This window comes from Halosimplex carlsbadense 2-9-1 (genome assembly GCF_000337455.1).
Taxonomy (GTDB): domain Archaea; phylum Halobacteriota; class Halobacteria; order Halobacteriales; family Haloarculaceae; genus Halosimplex; species Halosimplex carlsbadense.
This window is the reverse complement of sequence record NZ_AOIU01000028.1, coordinates 14,116-30,916: the sequence shown is the minus strand read 5'-3', so window position 1 is coordinate 30,916 and position 16,801 is coordinate 14,116. Positions and strand designations below refer to the sequence as shown.

General features: G+C 71.7%; 16 protein-coding genes. 6 read left to right on the top strand and 10 right to left on the bottom strand.

Features of this window, described 5'->3' with window-relative positions:
• Positions 1–103 precede the first annotated feature (103 nt).
• Together C475_RS11295 and C475_RS23860 are read left to right on the top strand one after the other, a co-directional pair.
• Positions 104–766, top strand: coding sequence for a hypothetical protein (locus tag C475_RS11295; RefSeq protein ID WP_006883959.1), 663 nt, complete (start codon positions 104–106; stop codon positions 764–766).
• Positions 767–871: 105 nt separating this feature from the next.
• Positions 872–1,027, top strand: coding sequence for a hypothetical protein (locus C475_RS23860; RefSeq protein WP_161625188.1), 156 nt, complete (start codon positions 872–874; stop codon positions 1,025–1,027).
• A 33-nt stretch (positions 1,028–1,060) separates the two neighbouring features.
• On the opposite strand, the gene C475_RS11290 is transcribed toward C475_RS23860, so the two are convergent.
• The 8 genes from C475_RS11290 to C475_RS11255 all read right to left on the bottom strand — a co-directional run bounded on the left by C475_RS11290 (position 1,061) and on the right by C475_RS11255 (position 9,070).
• Positions 1,061–2,506 (bottom strand): RNA-splicing ligase RtcB, encoded by a 1,446-nt coding sequence (locus C475_RS11290; RefSeq protein WP_006883958.1) that lies wholly within the window; start codon positions 2,504–2,506, stop codon positions 1,061–1,063.
• A gap of 152 nt (positions 2,507–2,658) precedes the next feature.
• On the bottom strand, positions 2,659–3,426 hold the full coding sequence (locus C475_RS11285) for a Nif3-like dinuclear metal center hexameric protein (protein WP_006883957.1): 768 nt from the start codon (positions 3,424–3,426) through the stop codon (positions 2,659–2,661).
• Between the two features lie 84 nt (positions 3,427–3,510).
• The gene (locus C475_RS11280; RefSeq protein ID WP_006883956.1) at positions 3,511–4,527 is read right to left on the bottom strand and encodes a hypothetical protein; all 1,017 of its coding nucleotides are present in this window, start codon (positions 4,525–4,527) and stop codon (positions 3,511–3,513) included.
• 54 nt (positions 4,528–4,581) lie between these two features.
• Positions 4,582–5,388: an agmatinase gene (gene speB / locus C475_RS11275; RefSeq protein ID WP_006883955.1), complete on the bottom strand. Its 807-nt coding sequence runs from the start codon at positions 5,386–5,388 to the stop codon at positions 4,582–4,584.
• 13 nt (positions 5,389–5,401) lie between these two features.
• Positions 5,402–5,779 (bottom strand): translation initiation factor IF-5A, encoded by a 378-nt coding sequence (locus C475_RS11270; RefSeq protein WP_006883954.1) that lies wholly within the window; start codon positions 5,777–5,779, stop codon positions 5,402–5,404.
• A gap of 94 nt (positions 5,780–5,873) precedes the next feature.
• Positions 5,874–6,950: an aminotransferase class I/II-fold pyridoxal phosphate-dependent enzyme gene (locus C475_RS11265; RefSeq protein ID WP_006883953.1), complete on the bottom strand. Its 1,077-nt coding sequence runs from the start codon at positions 6,948–6,950 to the stop codon at positions 5,874–5,876.
• Between the two features lie 99 nt (positions 6,951–7,049).
• Positions 7,050–8,708 (bottom strand): ABC1 kinase family protein, encoded by a 1,659-nt coding sequence (locus C475_RS11260; protein ID WP_006883952.1) that lies wholly within the window; start codon positions 8,706–8,708, stop codon positions 7,050–7,052.
• An 8-nt stretch (positions 8,709–8,716) separates the two neighbouring features.
• Positions 8,717–9,070 carry an Hsp20/alpha crystallin family protein gene (locus tag C475_RS11255; protein WP_006883951.1) on the bottom strand — a complete coding sequence of 118 codons (354 nt, stop codon included), beginning with the start codon at positions 9,068–9,070 and terminating at the stop codon, positions 8,717–8,719.
• A gap of 118 nt (positions 9,071–9,188) precedes the next feature.
• On the opposite strand from C475_RS11255, the gene C475_RS11250 reads away from it, so the two are divergent.
• The 4 genes from C475_RS11250 (at position 9,189) to C475_RS11235 (ending at position 14,554) form a co-directional block, all read left to right on the top strand.
• Complete coding sequence (locus tag C475_RS11250; protein ID WP_006883950.1) at positions 9,189–10,451, top strand: molybdopterin-binding protein; 1,263 nt, start codon at positions 9,189–9,191, stop codon at positions 10,449–10,451.
• A complete protein-coding gene (locus C475_RS11245; protein ID WP_006883949.1) occupies positions 10,448–12,427 on the top strand; it encodes a molybdopterin biosynthesis protein in 1,980 nt (659 codons plus the stop codon). Before C475_RS11250 ends, C475_RS11245 begins: the two co-directional genes overlap by 4 nt.
• A 70-nt stretch (positions 12,428–12,497) precedes the next feature.
• On the top strand, positions 12,498–13,328 hold the full coding sequence (locus C475_RS11240) for an inositol monophosphatase family protein (protein ID WP_049930482.1): 831 nt from the start codon (positions 12,498–12,500) through the stop codon (positions 13,326–13,328).
• Between the two features lie 92 nt (positions 13,329–13,420).
• Positions 13,421–14,554 carry a DUF63 family protein gene (locus C475_RS11235; protein ID WP_006883947.1) on the top strand — a complete coding sequence of 378 codons (1,134 nt, stop codon included), beginning with the start codon at positions 13,421–13,423 and terminating at the stop codon, positions 14,552–14,554.
• 90 nt (positions 14,555–14,644) lie between these two features.
• Here C475_RS11235 and C475_RS23855 read toward each other — a convergent pair whose 3' ends face one another.
• The gene (locus C475_RS23855) at positions 14,645–14,800 is read right to left on the bottom strand and encodes a hypothetical protein (RefSeq protein ID WP_161625187.1); all 156 of its coding nucleotides are present in this window, start codon (positions 14,798–14,800) and stop codon (positions 14,645–14,647) included.
• 177 nt (positions 14,801–14,977) lie between these two features.
• Positions 14,978–16,717 carry a YcaO-like family protein gene (locus tag C475_RS11230; protein ID WP_006883946.1) on the bottom strand — a complete coding sequence of 580 codons (1,740 nt, stop codon included), beginning with the start codon at positions 16,715–16,717 and terminating at the stop codon, positions 14,978–14,980.
• Positions 16,718–16,801 lie beyond the last annotated feature (84 nt).

The following is a 16,801-nucleotide window of genomic DNA, read 5'->3' as shown; positions in this document are numbered from 1 at the left end:
CATACATCGGCTGTGAGACAGTGTCACAGCGAGCGTCCGGACGGGGCAGTATCGCTCGCCGTTCCGTCGCCGCAATTTTGCCGGTCGGGCTGGAACGGCGCGTGTGCGCCGACGATCGGTCCTCGCCTCGCTGAGTGCCTGCGCCGGACTGGCCGGCTGTCGGAGCGTGGGGACCCCGGATCCGACGGACAACTCGACCGAGACGCCGCCGACGTGCGAATCGCCGAGCACGCGCCGCGTCGAACTCGCGGGGACCGGAGCGCTCCCGGCGGCCGCCGGCGTCTCGGCGACGGTCACGACGGAGCGAACGCGCTCGACCGCGGAGGCACCGGCCCGGTTCACCGTCGCCCTCACCAACGACGGCTCCGACTGCGCGGTCGACGCGACCGACGACGGCCGCTGTCATCTCCTGAACCGAGGGGCCGGGCGAAGCGAGCCGCGCGGACTGTGGCTCTACCGGGCGGGCGACGCGCCGACCGACCGCGCCGGCGAGTGCTGGACCCGCGACCTCCCGCCGCGGGACAGCGTCGGCTTCGACGGCTACGGCTGCGGACGATACCCCTTCGACTCGGGCGAAACCGTTGGGACGACCTACGAGGTTTGGGACGACTACACCGCCGACGGCTATCTACGACCGGGTACCTACCGGTTCGACGTATCGATCGCGCTGTGGGCCGAAACCCCGGACGAGGAGGACGGGACGGACCCGGACCCGGCCGTCGTCGACTGGTGGTTCGAACTGTCCGTCTCGGCCGACGGCGGGTGATGCCCTCCCGGAGCGGCGGACGGGCGCGGAGCAACCCTTACTTCTCTCAGGACGACTGGCGGAACATGGCCGAGCGTCCGTTCGACGTGAGGATACAGGTGGCGGATGTCGAGCGGGCTCGGATCGGGGGCGAACGAGGACGGCGAGTCCATCCAGATGAACTTCACCAGCGGCGTCTCGACAAGGGGATGGAACCGCGTCGAGGCGACCGTCGTGCGCGAGCGGATCGTCCCGCTGATAGAACGAAACCGCGTCGACTGACAGACCGCTTCGCTCCGGTGTCCGACCCGGCGGTCACTCCGTGGCCTTGAGGTTGTGGACGACCGCCAGCCGGTCCTCGACCTCGGCGGTCGGGGCCAGCGCCGCGGCGATGCGCTCGGCGGACTTGTAGGCCATCGGGGCCTCGTCGAGCGTCGCCTCACCGACCGATTCGGAGTAGATCCCGTCCATGGCGTCGTCGAACGCGTCGACCGACAGCTCCTCGTGGGCTTGCCGCCGGCCCATCACGCGGCCCGCGCCGTGGGGTGCAGTCCGGTGGTACTCGTCGTTGCCCTTCCCGCGGGCCAGCACCGACCCCTCGGCCATGTTGAACGGCACGACCAGTCGCTGGCCCTCGCGAGCGGGCGTCGCGCCCTTCCGGATGGTCAGATCCTCGAAGTCGATGTAGTTGTGGACCGACTGGAACCGCTCGACGGGCTCGACGGCCAGCGCCTCACAGATGGCGTCGGTCATCAACTCCCGGTTCCAGCGGGCGTACTGCTGGGCGAACAGCATGTCGACGTAGTAGCCGTGGGCCTCCCGACCGTCGAGGTAGTCGAGGTCGCTGTCGCGGCCCGCCTCGGGCCGCAGGTCGCCGAGCGTGTCGAAGACCTCCTCGATGCGGCTTCCCTCGAAGTCCGCGCGGATGCGGTCCTTCCGGAGGTGCGATTCGCCCTTGCCCCCGGTGACCCACCCGAAGAGGTCGCCGTCGGCGACGGTCTCGGGGTCGAACTTCAGGTACTCGACCAGTTCGTCGGGAATGGCCTCGCGGATCGCGTCGGTGTTGCGGTAGCTGTTGGCCCTGTTCTGCCAGTACTCGGCGACGGCCTTGCCGAGGTAGCGCGACCCGCTGTGGATGACCAGCCAGTAGTCGCCCGACGCCTGCGCGCGGGCGAACTCGACGAAGTGGTTGCCGCCGCCGAGGGTGCCGGCGCCCTGGATGACGTAGCCCATCCCCTGGGCCTGGTCGGCGAGGACGCGCTCGCACAGCGACTCGAAGTAGTCCCCGTCGTAGCCGTCGAAGTCGAACTCGATGGGGTCGACGGCGCGGCCGAACCGCTCGCGGTAGGCCGCCTCGAAGCGCTCGAACGCGTCGTCGGCCCGCTCGAAGGGGAACTGCTCGACCAGGTGGGGAGCGTCGTCGTAGTCGTGGACCGACCGCCCGGTCGGGACGGCCTCGCGGACCCGGCGCTCGCGCTCGTCGTGGTCCAGCGGCAGTTCGGGGCCGAGATTCGTCGCGGCCATCCCGCAGCCCACGTCGACGCCGACGACGTTCGGGACGACCCGGCCGGCCAGCGGCATGGCGAAGCCGATGGGCGCGCCCGCGCCCCAGTGGGTGTCGGGCATGATCCGGACCGGCTCGGTGAACGCCTCGTGGTCGACGAGCTCCCGGATCTGGGACAGACAGTTCTCCTCTACCAGCGACTCGTCGTCGACCATCACGCGCGCCGTCGTCGACGCGCCGTCGACCTCGATAGGCATACAGCCCGGTCCGAGGCGGAGGGGTTTGAGAATACCGGTGGCCTGCGATCCCCTCGCAACCGCCGGCGAGTTCCCGGGGTCGAACCCGGGTCGGCGTTACTGCCGTCGGGACCGGATCACCCCGCCCGGACGACCGCCACCGCTCGACCCGGTCAGATCCCGGTCGGGTGGTCGACGTACGTCGTCTCCAGGCCCCACTCCTCGGCGAGGTCCTGCAGGGCGCGAACGCCGAAGGTCTCGGTGCCGTAGTGGCCGCCGAGGAAGACGTTCACGCCCGCGTCGCGGGCCTGATGGTACACCTTCTGTTTCCCTTCCCCAGTGACGAACGCGTCGACGCCGGCGTCGATGGCCTCTTCAAGCCAGTCGGCGCCGCCGCCGGTGACGACCGCCACGTCCTCGATCGCCGCGGGTCCGAAGTCGAAGTGCTGGATCCCCTCGCCGCCGGTGTCGAGGTTCGACGCCAGACGCTCGGCTAACTCGTCGGGCGAGAACGACTCCGAGGCCCGGCCGCGCTGGCCGATGGTGACCGGACCGATCTCGCCGAACGGTTCGCGGGATTCCAGCCCGAGGAGGTCCGCGACGCCCGCGGCGTTCCCGAGTTCGTCGTGCCCGTCGAGCGGGAGGTGCATCGCGTACAGCGCCAGGTCCTCGTCGATCAGCGGCGCGATGCGGTCGTAGTCGAGCCCCGTGACGCGGTCGATGCCTCCCCAGGAGAGCCCGTGGTGGACGACCAGCAGGTCGGCACCGCGGTCGACCGCCGCCTCGATGGTCGCCCCCGCCGCGTCGACGGCGAACGCGACCGTCTCTACGTCGGCCTCGTCGGGGCCGACCTGGAGACCGTTCGCGCTGGCGTCCACGTCGGCGTACTCGCCGGGCGAGAGCCGCTCGTCGTAGCGCTCGCAGACTGTCGAGAGATCCATGGCTCGCGGTTCGCTGGACGGGACCGTAGTGGTTGCGGCTGCTGTCCACGGCCGAGAATCGAAGCGCTTCCGGTCGCGGCGGCCTCAGGCGTCGCCGCCGTAGAGTTGGCCGTTCTCCTCGCGCAGGAGGTCGTGCTCGACGGCGAGGTCGATCACCTTCTCGCAGTCGCTCTGGGAAACCTGATAGGCGTTGGCCGCGACGGTGACGAACTCCGCCTTGTCGACCGGGAACTCCCGGTTTTCCAGCAGTCGCATTACCTTCGTGTTCTCCAGGCGGCTCATCGAGACGCGGTGGTCGCCGCCGCTCTCCCCCGACCCCGATCCGTCGCCGGACGAACCGCTCGACTCGTCGGCGGACTCGACGTCGTTGCCGGATTCCCCCGCGGAGGAGTCGGTCGAACCGCCGGCCGACCCGCCGGCCAGCGGGTCATCGGCCGACTCGGCCGTCGAGGCGTCCGTTCCGGCGGAGCGAGCGCCGTCGCCGTCGTCCGAGAGCGCGTCGCCGGTCAGCGACCCTGAGTCGGTGTCGTCCGCATCGTCGTCTTCGTCGAAGGCGCCCCCGGTGAGCGACCCCGTCTCGGCCGGGCTTTCGTCCTCCTTGCGGAACCCCGCGCCGCGCGAGCGGGTGTACTTGCGGGCCTCGGACTCGCCGCCGTCGCCCTCGTCCGCGGCGTCCGACTCGCCGCTGGCTTCGGACTCGGACCCGTCTTCGGCCCCGCGGGCGTCGCCGAACTCCATGTCCGAGGCCTCGGCGGCCTCCTCGGGGCTCTGCTCGTCGTCGCCCAGCGGCGTCAGGATCTCCTCGTCGTCGCCGAGCGTCGATTCGATGTCGCCTTCGACCGCGTCCCCCGCAGCCGTGGCGTCTCCCGCGGCCGCCGAGCCGTCCGACGCGGTCCCGGCGGTCACGTCACCGGCGTTCGCGTCGACGGCGTCGACGACGGTGTCGAGGACGGCGTCGAGTTTCCGCCGGCAGGTGCGACAGAGGACGACCGTCTTCTGGGTCTCGGCCCCCGGATGGAGCGCGCCGGGGACCACTGGATGCTCTTCGAGCGTGGCGTCCAGCGCGGCGCCACAGAAGTAACAGGACGAGAGTCGGTCCATGCCCCCACCGTGTATCTCGGCCGACGTAAAACAGTCGGTGCGGCCCCCCGCCCCCTATCGATCCGCCGCGTGACCGTAGACGAACGCCCGGAGGAGCTTCGCCGCCAGCACCGCCGCCTGGCCGTCGTCGCGGTCGTTGACTTCGACCACGTCGAATCCCGTCGCCTGGGGGGCGACCTCGCGGACCACTCGTCGGCCCTCCCGGGGCTCGATACCGAACGGTTCCTTCGTCCCCGTGCCGGGCGCGTAGGCCGGGTCGAACCCGTCGATATCCACGCTGAGGTACGCCGACTCGTCGTCACCGACGTCGGGTTCCCAGTCGGCCACCTCGGCGGGCGCGACGACGCGCACGTCCGACTCGGTCGCTCGTTCCCACTCGGCCTCGCTCCCGGTGCGGGCGCCGAGGATCACGGCCCGGTCGGCCACCTCCAGGGCGTGGCGAGTCACCGTCGCGTGGCTGAGCGGGTCGCCGGCGTAGGATTCTCGCAGATCGAGATGGGCGTCGAGACAGACGAACACGTCCGGATCGACGGCTCGCACGCCGGCGACGGTCACGGTGTGTTCCCCGCCGACGAGCAGCGGGACGGCCCCCTCCTCGCGGAAGTCCGCACAGGTCCCGCGGAGGAAGGTGAGATACTCTTCGGTGTCGGCGGTGGGGCCGATATCGCCGTGGTCGTAGACGTCCAGATCGGAGAAATACCGGCCGGTGTGGCGGTCGTAGTCGTCGAAGCCTTCGGCGTAGCGGCGGACGCGGTCTGGGCCGAACCGGGCGCCGGGCTCGAACGAGGTGGAGGCGTCGAGCGGTGCGCCGACGAGCGCGTACGCTGCGTCGGCCCGCGCGGCGGCCGCACCGGGTAACATCGCTATTCGGGCCTCAGACGATCTTGCGCTGGGATTCCATCTCGAGGTACTCGATCTCGTCGTCGGGTTCCATCGAGACCCCGTCGGGGAGCGCGAGCGTGAACGTGTCGAACGTCTCCAGGTCCATGACCTGCGCCTCGTCGCCGCCGGAGGTCGAGACGACCTGTCCCTGCTTGCGGTTGATGATCGGGACGCGGATCTTCGCGTCGACCGGCTGGGAGAGGTTTCGCTTCTTGCCGTCGAAGACGCCCTCGGCCTCGACGCGAGCCTTCGCACTGCCGTGTTTGCCGGGCTTCGCTGTGCTGTAGGCGTTGATCGTGCAGGCTACGTCGTCGATCATGACGTAGCTCCCTTCGTCCAGATCGCGGACCTCGACCTGCTTCGTTGCCATACCGCGCCGTAAACGAGCGACCGGTATAAACGGTACGGAACGTCTCCGGCCCGGAAATCCCGTGCCCGCGATCGCGGCGCGAGCACCCGATCGCTCACGGGCCCCGCTCGCCGCCGATCACGGTCGCCATCCGGTCGAGCCCCTCGCGCAGTGTCTCCCGCTCGGCGCCGAACCCGACGCGGACGTACCCCGGCCGGCCGAACGTCTCGCCGGGGACGACGACCACACCGTCGTCGACGAGCGCCCGCGCGAACGCCTCGCCCGAGTCGAAGGCGTCCGGGACCGTGAGAAAGCCCGTCGCTCCCGCCGGCAGGTGCCAGTCGAGGCCGTACTCGGCCGCAAACTCGCCGAGCAGGTCGCGATTCCGACGGACGTGCTCGCGGTTCTCCGACAGCAGTTCGGTCTCGCGGTCGAGCGCCTGTCGGGCGACGTGCTGGCCGAACGCCGGCGGCGCGATGGTGGTGTAGTCCTTCCACGCCCAGGCGGCCGAGACGACCTCGGGCGGCCCCGCGAGCCAGCCGAACCGCAGCCCCGGCAGGCCCCACCCCTTCGAGAGCCCGCAGGTGCTGATCCCGTGGGGTCCCATGCTCGCGACCGGCTCGACGCGCTCGTCGGGCGCGGCCAGCGGCCGGTACACCTCGTCAGCGAGGAGGTACGCGTCCGCCGCGGCGGCCAGGTCGTAGCACGCCTCGACGGTCTCCTCCGGGTGGATCTTCCCCGTCGGGTTGTTCGGGTTGTTGAGGACGATCAGGTCGGTGTTCGGTTCGATCGCCTCGGCGACCGCGTCCGGGTCGAGCGTCCACTCGGGCGCGGCGAGTTCGACCCGCGTCACGTCGGCGACCGCCGCGGGCAGCGAGTACAGCGACTGGTAGGTCGGCGTCACGCAGACCGCGTGGCTCGACGGGTCGAGCGTCGCGAGGACGGCCAGAAGGTTCGCCTCCTGCGTGCCGCAGGTCAACAGGACCTCGTCGGCCCCGCGGTCGTAGCGGTCGGCGACGCGCTCGCGCAGGTCGGGGTCGCCGTTCGTCGGCACGACGTACCCCAGGGTCCCGGGGTCGGTGTCGAAGCGGTCGGCGTCCAGCGGCCGCACGCCGCTGTCGCCGAGGTTGACCGCCGCGCCGTGTTCGTGCTCGGCCAGCCAGCGTTCGAGCGCGAATGGCTCGATATCCATGGTCGGTCGTGGGGCCGGTCGCGGGTTAAGCCTCGGGATACCGCCGGTCCGAACGGGCCGCGGTCGGGAGGCGACGCTCCGGTGGCCCGCACGTTCGGACTACTCGCGGTCCTGTTGGCGCATGTTCTGGCGCGTGAACTGCGGCTGGGCCCCGATCCCACTGCTGTCGCGGAAAGAGAGAAACAGGAGCACCGCCACGATCGCCGTGAACCCGACCGCGACTGCGGCGGCGACGAACTGCCCGAAGGCGACGAGGACGGCCGACGAGAAGACGGCGCTCGCCAGCACCATCCCGTAGATCAGCCGCTTGGCGATCCGGTCGAGGAGGCTCTGGGAGTCCCGGATGTCGACCTCGACCTGGAGATCCTCGTTGATCGCCTGGTCGAGTGCTTCCTCCAGTTTCGGCGGCGTGCGAATGGCCGACTTCGTGGCCTCCTGGACCTCGTCGACGCGGTCTTCGACGTACTCGCGAGCGGTGTCGGCGAGGAACCCCTGCTGACGGAGGTAGGTCGTGGCCACGTCGATGAAGTCGAAGTCGGGGTCGAGGGTGACACAGACTCCCTCGACGACGGTCGCGACCCGGAGGACCAGCGCGAGGTTGGCCGGCAAGCGGAACGGGAAGTCGTAGATGGTGTCTTCGACCTGCTGGACGATCTGCTGGACGCGGTACTGCTCGATGTCCTCGCCGCGGACGTCGGCGATAGCGAGTTCGAGCACGTCACCCATCACCTTCCGGTCGGCTTCGGGACTCAGGGTCCCCATCTCGACGAGCGTGTCGAGGATGGCCTGGATGTCCTGGTCGGCGACGGCGATGTAGAAGTCGACGATCTTGTCCTGGATGAACGGATCGACGTAGCCGCTCATCCCGAAGTCGTAGAACACCAGGGTCCCGTCGTCCTGCACCGCGAGGTTGCCCGGGTGGGGGTCGGCGTGGAAGACGCCGTCCTCGATGATCATCTGGAGGTACACCTCTTGTAGCGTCTCGGCCAGCTCCGTCCGGTCGAGATGGCGGTCGTCCAGTTCGTCGATGTCGGTGATCTTCGTCCCGGGGACGTACTCCATCGTGAGCACCTTACTCGTCGATCGAGTCTCGTCGACCTCGGGGATCCGGATCCGCGAGTCGTCGTCGAAGTTCCCGCGGATCTCGGCGAGCATCTCCGCCTCGCGACCGTAGTCCATCTCCTCGCGGATCGTCTTGTCGAACTCGTCGGCCAGCGTCTCCAGCGAGAACGCGCGCGCCTGGCCGATGAAGTACATCAGGATCGGGAGCGACCAGCTGATCACCCGCAGGTCCGACTCGATGAGGTCTTTGACTCCCGGCCGGCGCACCTTCACCGCGACCTCGCCGTTCTCGGTCGTCGCGTAGTACACCTGACCGAGGCTGGCCCCGCTGATGGCCTCGGTGTCGAACTCGTCGAAGGCCCGGTCGATGGGGCCGACTTCGTCCTCCAGCACCTCGCGGGCGCGCTCCCAGTCGGCCGGCGGGACGCGGTCCTGCAGCTCTTCGAGCTCCTCGATGTACTCCGGCGGGAGCACGTCCGGCCGCGTCGAGAGCAACTGGCCGAGTTTGATGAACGTCGGCCCGAGCGTCAGGAGCGTGTCGAGGAGGACCCGCGCTCGCTCGCGGCGGGTGTCCGACGAGACCGACCGGCCGCTACCGAAGAAGAGAAACCGGTTGCGGTCCCGGGTGTACGCGACCAGCAACGGCAGGAACTGCCACGTGACGACGACGAACCGCCAGTAGGCGCGTAGATTCACGTGAATGGCTACTCGTCGATAGGTATCTGCGTCTCCGGCGCGGCCTCCGCCTTCGGCAGTTCGAGTTCGAGGACGCCCCGGTCGATCGACCCGGAAGCGCCGGCGCCGGTCACGCCCGGCGGGAGCGGCAGATCGACGTCGAGAAACAGCGACCGCTCCTCGGAGACGTAGTCGAACTCGGCAGGCACGTCCTTCTCGCGGCGCGCCTCGATGCGCAGGCGACTGCCCTCGACCGCCGCGTCGACCGTCGGCTCGGTCGCGCCCGGTAGGTCCAGCACCAGCAGGTACGCGCCGTCGCTCTCCAGCACGTCCGCGAACACCGCGTCGGGCAGGTCCCGGAGCGCATCACGCAACGTTGACATAAGCAGGGCTAAGGATGCGACGGCGTTAAACCCCGCGGTCGAACCCGCCGGACCACGGCGGTTCGCACCCCAACGGCGACGCCCGACCGCTTATTGGCCGGGCGCCGAAACCCCGGGTATGGACGAACCACGCCGGTCGACGGCGGACCCGCCCGCGCTCGCGGCAGTCCGCGAGCGCCTCGACGAACTCGTCGCCCCGGTCGACCGGACCGAGACGCTGCCGGTCAGCACCGCCGTCGGCCGCACGCTCGTCGCGGCCGTCACCGCCCGCCGCCCCGTCCCCGGCTTCGATCAGGCCGCCCGCGACGGCTTCGCCGTCCGCGCCGGCGACGTCGAGAGCGCGACCGAGCGCGACCCCGTCGCACTCTCGCTCGCCGAGCGCCCCGACGACGGGACGGCCGCCGGCGTCGCGCCCGGGGAGGGGACCCGAGTCGACGCCGGCCGGTCGGTCCCGGAGGGCGCCGACGCCGTCGTCACCCTCGACGCGGTCGACGCTCCGGCCGCGGACCTATCGACCGTCGACGACGCCGAACTGTCGGTCACCGAACCCGTCGAACCCGGTGGGGCCGTCCGGTCGACCGGCGCCGACGTGGCGAACGGGGAGGAGGTCCTGACCGCGGGCGACCGGGTCGGTCCGTCGGACCCCGCGCTCTGTACCGCGGTCGGGCGAACGCGCGTCGAGGTCCGCCAGCGGCCGACGGTCGGGATCGTTCCGGTCGGCGGGAGCCTGACCGGCGGCGACCCAGGCCCCGGGGAGGTGGTCGAGACGGATGGGACGACCGCCGCCGAGTTCGTCGAGCGGGCCGGCGGGAAGGTCGTGCTGCGAGACCCGGTGGAACCGGAGCGATACGCCCTCAGACCCGCCGTCGAGCGCGACCTGACGAAGGACCTGCTGGTGACCGTCGGCGGGACCGGGGCCGGCGAGTCCGACCGGATCGTCGACGTGGTCGACGGGCTGGGCGACGTACTGGTCGACGGCGTCGCGGTCGAACCCGCGGGAACGACGGCGCTGAGCGTCGTCCGCGAACGCCCCGTCCTCTCGGTCCCCGGGGACCCCGTCGCGGCGTTCGTCGCGACGACGCGACTGGTCGCTCCCGCGGTGGCTCGACTGGCCGAGCGCGAACCGCCCGAGCCGCGGACCGTCGCGGCCAAACTCGGTGGGCCGGTCGAGAGCGAACGCGGGGTCGAGTCCGTCGTTCCGGTGGCGCTCGACGCGAGCGGCGGGGACGGGACCGAAACGACCGCGGTCGCGTCCGCGGTGACGGACGAACCGCTGTCGACGCTCGCGCGGGCGGACGGCTGGGTGACGGTCCCCGCCGAGCGCGGCGGACTGCCGGCGGGCGAAACGGTTTCCGTCGAGCGCTGGGAGGCGTCCGTATGAGCGAGCGCAAGGAGTTCCGCGACCTGGCCGACCCCGAGCGCGCCCGCGAAGTGGTCGCCTCGCTGGACCTGTCGGCGGGGACCGAGCGCGTCGCCCTCGAAGACGCCCGCGGGCGCGTCCTCGCCGAGCGGGTCGACGCGGCGCTGGACGTGCCGGGGTTCGACCGCGCCGCGATGGACGGCTACGCCGTGCGGGCACCGGATACGTACGGCACCGATTCGGACCCGACGGTCCTCCCAGTCGTCGGGAGCGTCCACGCGGGCGAGACGCCCGATCTGGCCCTCGACGACGGCGAAGCGGCGGAGATCTCGACGGGCGCTGTCATGCCCGAGGGCGCCGACGCCGTCGTGATCGTCGAGCGCACCGAGGAACTCGGCGGGGCGGCCGACGCGGGCGGCGCGGGCGGGGACGAGCCGGACGGCGACAGCGACGGCTCCGGCCGTCGCGTCCGCATCGAGACGGCCGTCACCCCCGGCGAGAACGTCATGCTCGCCGGGGCCGACATCGCCGCGGGCGAGCGGGCGCTCGGTCCCGGGACCGAGCTGACTCCCCGCGAGATCGGCCTGCTGTCGGCGCTCGGTGTGGACGATCTGGTGGTCCGGGCGACGCCGCGGGTCGCTATCGTCTCGACCGGCGACGAACTCGTCCGCCCCGGCGGCGCCCTCGACCACCGGGCGGGCCAGATCCACGACGTGAACAGCTACGCCGTGGCGACCGCCGTCGAAGAGGCCGGCGGCGAACCGGTCGTCTACCCCCACGTCGGCGACGACATGGGCGCGATGGAGGAGACGCTCGTCGAGGCGGCCGAGGAGTGCGACCTCGTGCTGACCTCGGGGTCGACCAGCGCCAGCGCCGTCGACGTGGTGTACCGCGTCGTCGACGAGCGCGGCGAACTCCTGTTGCACGGCGTCGCGATCAAGCCCGGCAAGCCGATGCTCGTCGGTCGGATCGGCGGCGACTCCGGAGGCGACGAGGGCGCCGCCTACGTCGGCCTGCCCGGATACCCGGTGTCTGCCCTGACCATCTTCCGCACGTTCGTCGCGCCGGCGATCCGGTCGTCCGCGGGGCTCCCCGAACCGCGAACGGCTCGAATCGACGGGGAGATGGCGGTCACCGAGCGCACCGAGGAGGGGCGCCGGCGCCTGCTCGCGGTCGGGCTGGTCGAGGACGAGGCGGGCGAGACGCTCGTCTACCCCGTCGACAAGGGCAGCGGCGCGACGACGACGCTCACCGCGGCCGACGGCGTCGTCGACGTGCCCGCTGACAGGAATCGCCTCTCGGCCGGGGAGCGGGTGACCGTCGACCTGTTCTCGCCGGCGGTGCGCCCGCCGACGCTGCTGGGCGTCGGCGAGGACGACCCCGCGCTCTCGCGCGCGCTCGACCGGCTGGAGCGACCGCGGTACCTCGCTCGGGGCTCCCGGGGCGGACTGCGCGAGTTGCGCGAGGGGCTCCCCGACGTTGCCGTCGTCGCCGGCCCGTTCGACGCCGGCGAAGAGGGCGTCGCGGACGCGGCGGACCTGGGCGGCTGGTCCCGCGAATGGGGCCTGGTCGTCCCCGCCGGGAACCCGGACGGCGTGACGGGACTCGCGGACCTGGTCGACCGGGACCTGTCGTTCGTCAACCGGGGAACCGAGTCGGGGCTGCGGACGAACCTCTCGAACGCGCTGGCCGACCTGGCCGACGACCGCGGGGTCGACCGGCGGGCGATCACGGAGTCGGTCTCGGGATTCGACCGCGCCGCGCGGGCCTTCGAGAGCCCCGCCAGGTCGGTGGCCGCCGGCGACGCCGACGCGGGGCTGGGGCTACGCGCGACGGCCGCGACGCTCGGGCTCGGCTTCGTCCCCGTCGGCTCCCAGACCGTTCGAGTCCTGGCGAACCCCGACCGCCAGGAGAAGGCGAGCGTGCGGGACCTGGACGGGCTACTGGAAGACGTGTCCCCAGTGCTGGACGGACTCGACGGGTTCGAGCCGCGGTGAGGCTCGGTCGGACGACGGCGAAAGGGGACGTATCACAGTGCCTATTTTCGCGGAGCGCGGACACCCGACCGTGACAGACGCACACAGACGCGTGGCGGTGGCCGAGCGGGCGGCGCGGGCGGGCGGCGCCGTCGCTCGGCAGGCGTTCCGCGGAGACCTGGCCGTCGAGACGAAGGCCGACAAGAACGACCTGGTGACCGAGTCCGACCGGGACGCCCAGCGACAGGTCGTCTCGACGCTGCGCGCGGAGTTCCCGAACGACGCGATCGTGGGCGAAGAGGAGGCGGTGCCGATGGGGCCCGCCGGCGAGGAGACGGAGATCCTGTCGGACGTGCCGGAATCGGGCGACACGTGGGTCGTTGACCCCATCGACGGGACGGCGAACTTCGCGCGCGGGCTGCGCACCTGGGGGACCGCGGTCGCGGCGGTGGCCGGCGGCGATCTGGCCGCGGCGGCCGTCTATCTGCCGGCGACCGAGGACATGTACGCCGCGGGGGCCGACTCTGCCACCCGGAACGGGTCGGCGCTGTCGGTCAGCGACCGGACCGACCCGGAGACGTTTGCGGTCGCTCCCGTCGGCCGGTTCGAACGCGGGAGCGGTGACGATCTGGGAGCCATCGCCGAGGCGGTCGTCGACGACCTGGGTGACTTCCGACGGTTCGGGAGCATGCAGGCGACGCTGTCGTTCGTCGCCAGCGGCGAGCTCGACGCGGCGTTCTCGACGTACACGCCCGACCCGTGGGACTCGCTGGCCGGGATCCACCTCGTCCGGCGCGCCGGCGGGACGGTCACGGATCTTTCGGGCGAGCCGTGGACCCGGGACAGCGAGGGGATCGTCGCGAGCAACGGCGAGGCCCACGAGGCGGTCCGCGAGGTCGCGCGGGCGGCCGAATCGGACTGACGGGTGGTCGCGAGCGGGGACAGAGCGCCGGTCGTGCCGACGACTCGCCCACGACCGGAAGGCTAAACAGCCAGACGCGCGGGGTACCGGCCATGGAGAACGAGCAGGTCCTGACGGAGCGGACCTGGCTGGGGGCGTTCGTCGCGCTGGTGGCGGCGCTCGCGGTCGGGTCCCTCGTCGCCACCGAGCGCGTCTACGACCGGTTCATCTGGCGGTACTTCTGGGGACCGATCTACTCGGACGCCAACAACGCCCGCTGCGCCGTCCTGACCGGCGACGGGATCGACCTACTCGGGAGCACCGCGGCCTGTCAGACGGCCACCGGCGTCGTCGCCGAGACCGGCTACACCACCGTCTCGACGTTCGGCTACATGGCCGTGCTGGTGTTCATGCTCGGCGGGGTCTACCTCCTGCTCGACCGGCTTGACGTGGGCGGGGACAAGCGCCTGTTCCTCTCGCTGGTCCCGTTCATGCTGTTCGGCGGCGCGGTCCGGGTCGTCGAGGACGCGACCGACGCCGCGGTCGCCGCCGGGACCGACCCGGTCATCAGCTACCCGCTGAACGTGCTGTTCATCAGCCCGGTCATCTACGTGACGGTGTTCCTGATCACCCTGGCCGCCCTGCTGGCGAGCCTGTGGCTGGAATCGCGGGAGCTGGTCCGGAACCGCTACCGGGCGCTGGCCGGGTTCGGGCTCGGGGTCCTCGCGCTCACGCTCGGATACCTCTTTTTCGTCGCCTTCACCCGCGAGTACGTCTCCGTCTACCCGCAGATCCTGCTCGTCGACGTGGGGCTCGCGTCCGTGCTGGCCTACCTGCTGTACGTCGGCGCCGACCGCTACGAGCCCGAGATCAACGCGGGGACTGGCATCGTCGGGCTGGGGATCCTGTGGGCCCACGCCATCGACGGCGTGGCCAACGTCGTCGCGGCCGACTGGCTGCCCGAGTTGGGCCACCCCATCGACGCCTACGGCGCGAAACACGTCGCCAACCGGGCGATCATCGATGTCACCCAGACGATCCAGCCGGCGTCGCTGTCGGCAGCCATCGGGACTTCCTGGCCGTTCCTGTTCGTGAAACTCGCCGTCGCGCTGGGGATCGTGTGGCTGTTCGACGAGCGGATCTTCGACGAGAGCCCGCGCTACGCCGTGCTTCTGCTCGTCGCGGCCGCGGCCGTGGGGCTCGGACCCGGGACCCGGGACATCCTCCGGGTGACGTTCGCGATCTGAACGGGCAACCGTCCGACCCTCCGACGGGTCGCCCACGGGCCGGCGCGGCCGCTATCGGCGCCATCGAAAACCGACGGAGAATCCCGACCGTCAGATCGTTTCGAGCGCCGACTCGGGGTAGTAGCGACTCCCACAGGTCGGGCACTCGGCCACGGTCACCTCGCCGCCCGTCGCGGGCGACGCCACGCTCGTCCGCACAAGTTTTCGGTCGCAGTCTGTACACGGGAGGTCGAACTCGGATACCATGATACGCTCCTCTGACGGTCCGCTTCGGGCCTGCAGAAGCGACGCCAGGTGCCGTGTGAACCATGCACACCCGCCGACATAAATTCTCGTATTAGTCGGTTTCGTTGCATATTCCGCGCCGTCGGCGGGTTGCGAGAATCGAGTCGGTAGGCGATCCCCGAGCGGGGGACCGGCCCGTCAGGGGTAGGGGTGGTGGTCGCGGTCGAGGGCGGGCTCGAAGCCCATGTCGGCGGGGACCGATCGGGCGCGCTCGCCGAAGTACGGGTCGCCGAAAAAGAGCGGCTGGGCGCTCGGGACGACGACGCGGACGGCCTCGAAGCCCAGGCGCTGCACGTCTCTGGTCGTCGTTCGGGCGGCGTAGGCAGCGCAACCGGCGTCGACGACCCGGTCGAGGACGGCGTCGAGGTGGGCGCCGCCCTCCGGGACCGTGTCGGGACCGACGGAGGCGGCGTCGACGGCCGCCTCGGGGCTGACGAACGCGTCGACGAGGGGCGGGCGGTCGGCGTAGTGTCCGATGGCGCCGTCCGTCTCGGCGGCGCCCTCACGGCCCATCCCGTCGAGTTCGACCCAGTTCTGGACGGCCTCGGCCAGCGCGTTGCGGGCGGCGCGGCCGGCGTCGAGGTGGGCGGCCGTCCCGAGCGCGAGCTTCGGCCACTCGTCGCGGGTGACGGCGACAGCGACGACGGGCACGTCCACGTCCTGGGTGAGCAGGAGCGCGGTCGCGTCGAGCCCCTCGGCGCCGGCGCGGGCGGCCAGGCGCTCGTAGCCCGGGTCCGACACCGCCAGCCCGAGCGGGTCGTACGTGGAGTACCAGGCGATCGTCGTCGCGTCGCGCTCGACGACCTCGTACAGTCCCGACAGCAGCGCCTCGACGGAGGCGTTGCCGAGGCCGAGCCCCGTGGTGACGGCGGGCCGCATCGTCCGCTCGGGCGGCGGGTAGTGGACGAGTTCGGCGGGCAGGGAGACGGGCTGTTCGGTGACCAGGTCCGTCCCGCGGACCCACGGCCGCTCGGCGCGGTCCCCGCCGGCATCGACGCCACCGTCCCCGTTCCCGACCCAGCTCCCCGGGCGCACGAACTCGGAGGGCGCAACGGCGTCGGCGAGGTCGGTCGCCGCGGCGGTCTTGAACTCCCGGCTGTCGTAGACGCCGGCGCAGTAGCGCTCGTAGGCCTCGCCGAGCGCCTTCATGAACGCGGCGTCCCAGCCGGGGTCGACCCCGGCGGCCTGTCGAGAGGCCGTCGCGTCCGCGAACGCGCCCGTGTCACAGATCTGAGCGAGGTAGTACGGCGCCGGGTAGGACTCCGCCTCGCCGACCTGCTGGACGACCCCGACGCGGTCGTCGAGGCCCCGTTCGGCCCGCGAGAGCGACCGTTCGACGTCGCGGTCGAGGTGACCGCGGTCGAGGACGCGGTCGCGACCCTCGCCACAGTCACAGCCCGGCACGGGGAGGAACTCGCGTTCGGTGTGGGGGAGTTCGACGACGGTCCCGAGCGGGTCGGCCTCGGCCGGGTCGAGCAGCTGTGCGGCGCGGCGGCCGGCGACGGCGCCGGCGAAGCGGGCGGTCGCGTCCGCGGGCGCGGCCGCCGGGTCGGCGTCGGGGTCGGCGTTCGACTCGACGCGCGCGGCGAGACACCGGTAGCAGGCGCCCTCGGGGTCGAACGCGGCGACGGAAGCGTCGACGACCGGCACGCCACCGATCCCGCCGAGTTCGACCGCGAGCCAGGGGACGCCCGCTTCGCGCGCCCGGTCGTTCGCTCGCTCGAACGTCGCGGCGCCGGCGCGGTCGACCACCGCGACCAGCCGCGTCCCGGGGTCGAACGCCGCGCTCTCGGTCCGATCGACGGACGCCTCCGCGTCGCCCAGCGCCGCCGCGACCGCGTCGGCGGCGGGGCCGGATCCGACGAGTTCGACTGTCATGCCAGCCCGGTGGGGGCGACGGGTAGAAAAGCCCGGGGACTCGGTCGGCCGCGCCGGGCGGCCGGACGCTCCCGGCGCGACGCC

What these genes read in the sequence shown, in the direction of transcription:
- C475_RS23860 (WP_161625188.1), top strand. Translation starts at nt 872, where the DNA reads ATGTCGAGCGGGCTCGGATCGGGGGCGAACGAGGACGGCGAGTCCATC.
- C475_RS11285 (WP_006883957.1), bottom strand. Translation starts at nt 3,426, where the DNA reads ATGGATCTCTCGACAGTCTGCGAGCGCTACGACGAGCGGCTCTCGCCC.
- C475_RS11245 (WP_006883949.1), top strand. Translation starts at nt 10,448, where the DNA reads ATGAGCGAGCGCAAGGAGTTCCGCGACCTGGCCGACCCCGAGCGCGCC.
- C475_RS23855 (WP_161625187.1), bottom strand. Translation starts at nt 14,800, where the DNA reads ATGGTATCCGAGTTCGACCTCCCGTGTACAGACTGCGACCGAAAACTT.
- C475_RS11235 (WP_006883947.1), top strand. Translation starts at nt 13,421, where the DNA reads ATGGAGAACGAGCAGGTCCTGACGGAGCGGACCTGGCTGGGGGCGTTC.
- C475_RS11280 (WP_006883956.1), bottom strand. Translation starts at nt 4,527, where the DNA reads ATGGACCGACTCTCGTCCTGTTACTTCTGTGGCGCCGCGCTGGACGCC.
- C475_RS11250 (WP_006883950.1), top strand. Translation starts at nt 9,189, where the DNA reads ATGGACGAACCACGCCGGTCGACGGCGGACCCGCCCGCGCTCGCGGCA.
- C475_RS11290 (WP_006883958.1), bottom strand. Translation starts at nt 2,506, where the DNA reads ATGCCTATCGAGGTCGACGGCGCGTCGACGACGGCGCGCGTGATGGTC.
- C475_RS11230 (WP_006883946.1), bottom strand. Translation starts at nt 16,717, where the DNA reads ATGACAGTCGAACTCGTCGGATCCGGCCCCGCCGCCGACGCGGTCGCG.
- speB (WP_006883955.1), bottom strand. Translation starts at nt 5,388, where the DNA reads ATGTTACCCGGTGCGGCCGCCGCGCGGGCCGACGCAGCGTACGCGCTC.
- C475_RS11265 (WP_006883953.1), bottom strand. Translation starts at nt 6,950, where the DNA reads ATGGATATCGAGCCATTCGCGCTCGAACGCTGGCTGGCCGAGCACGAA.
- C475_RS11255 (WP_006883951.1), bottom strand. Translation starts at nt 9,070, where the DNA reads ATGTCAACGTTGCGTGATGCGCTCCGGGACCTGCCCGACGCGGTGTTC.
- C475_RS11270 (WP_006883954.1), bottom strand. Translation starts at nt 5,779, where the DNA reads ATGGCAACGAAGCAGGTCGAGGTCCGCGATCTGGACGAAGGGAGCTAC.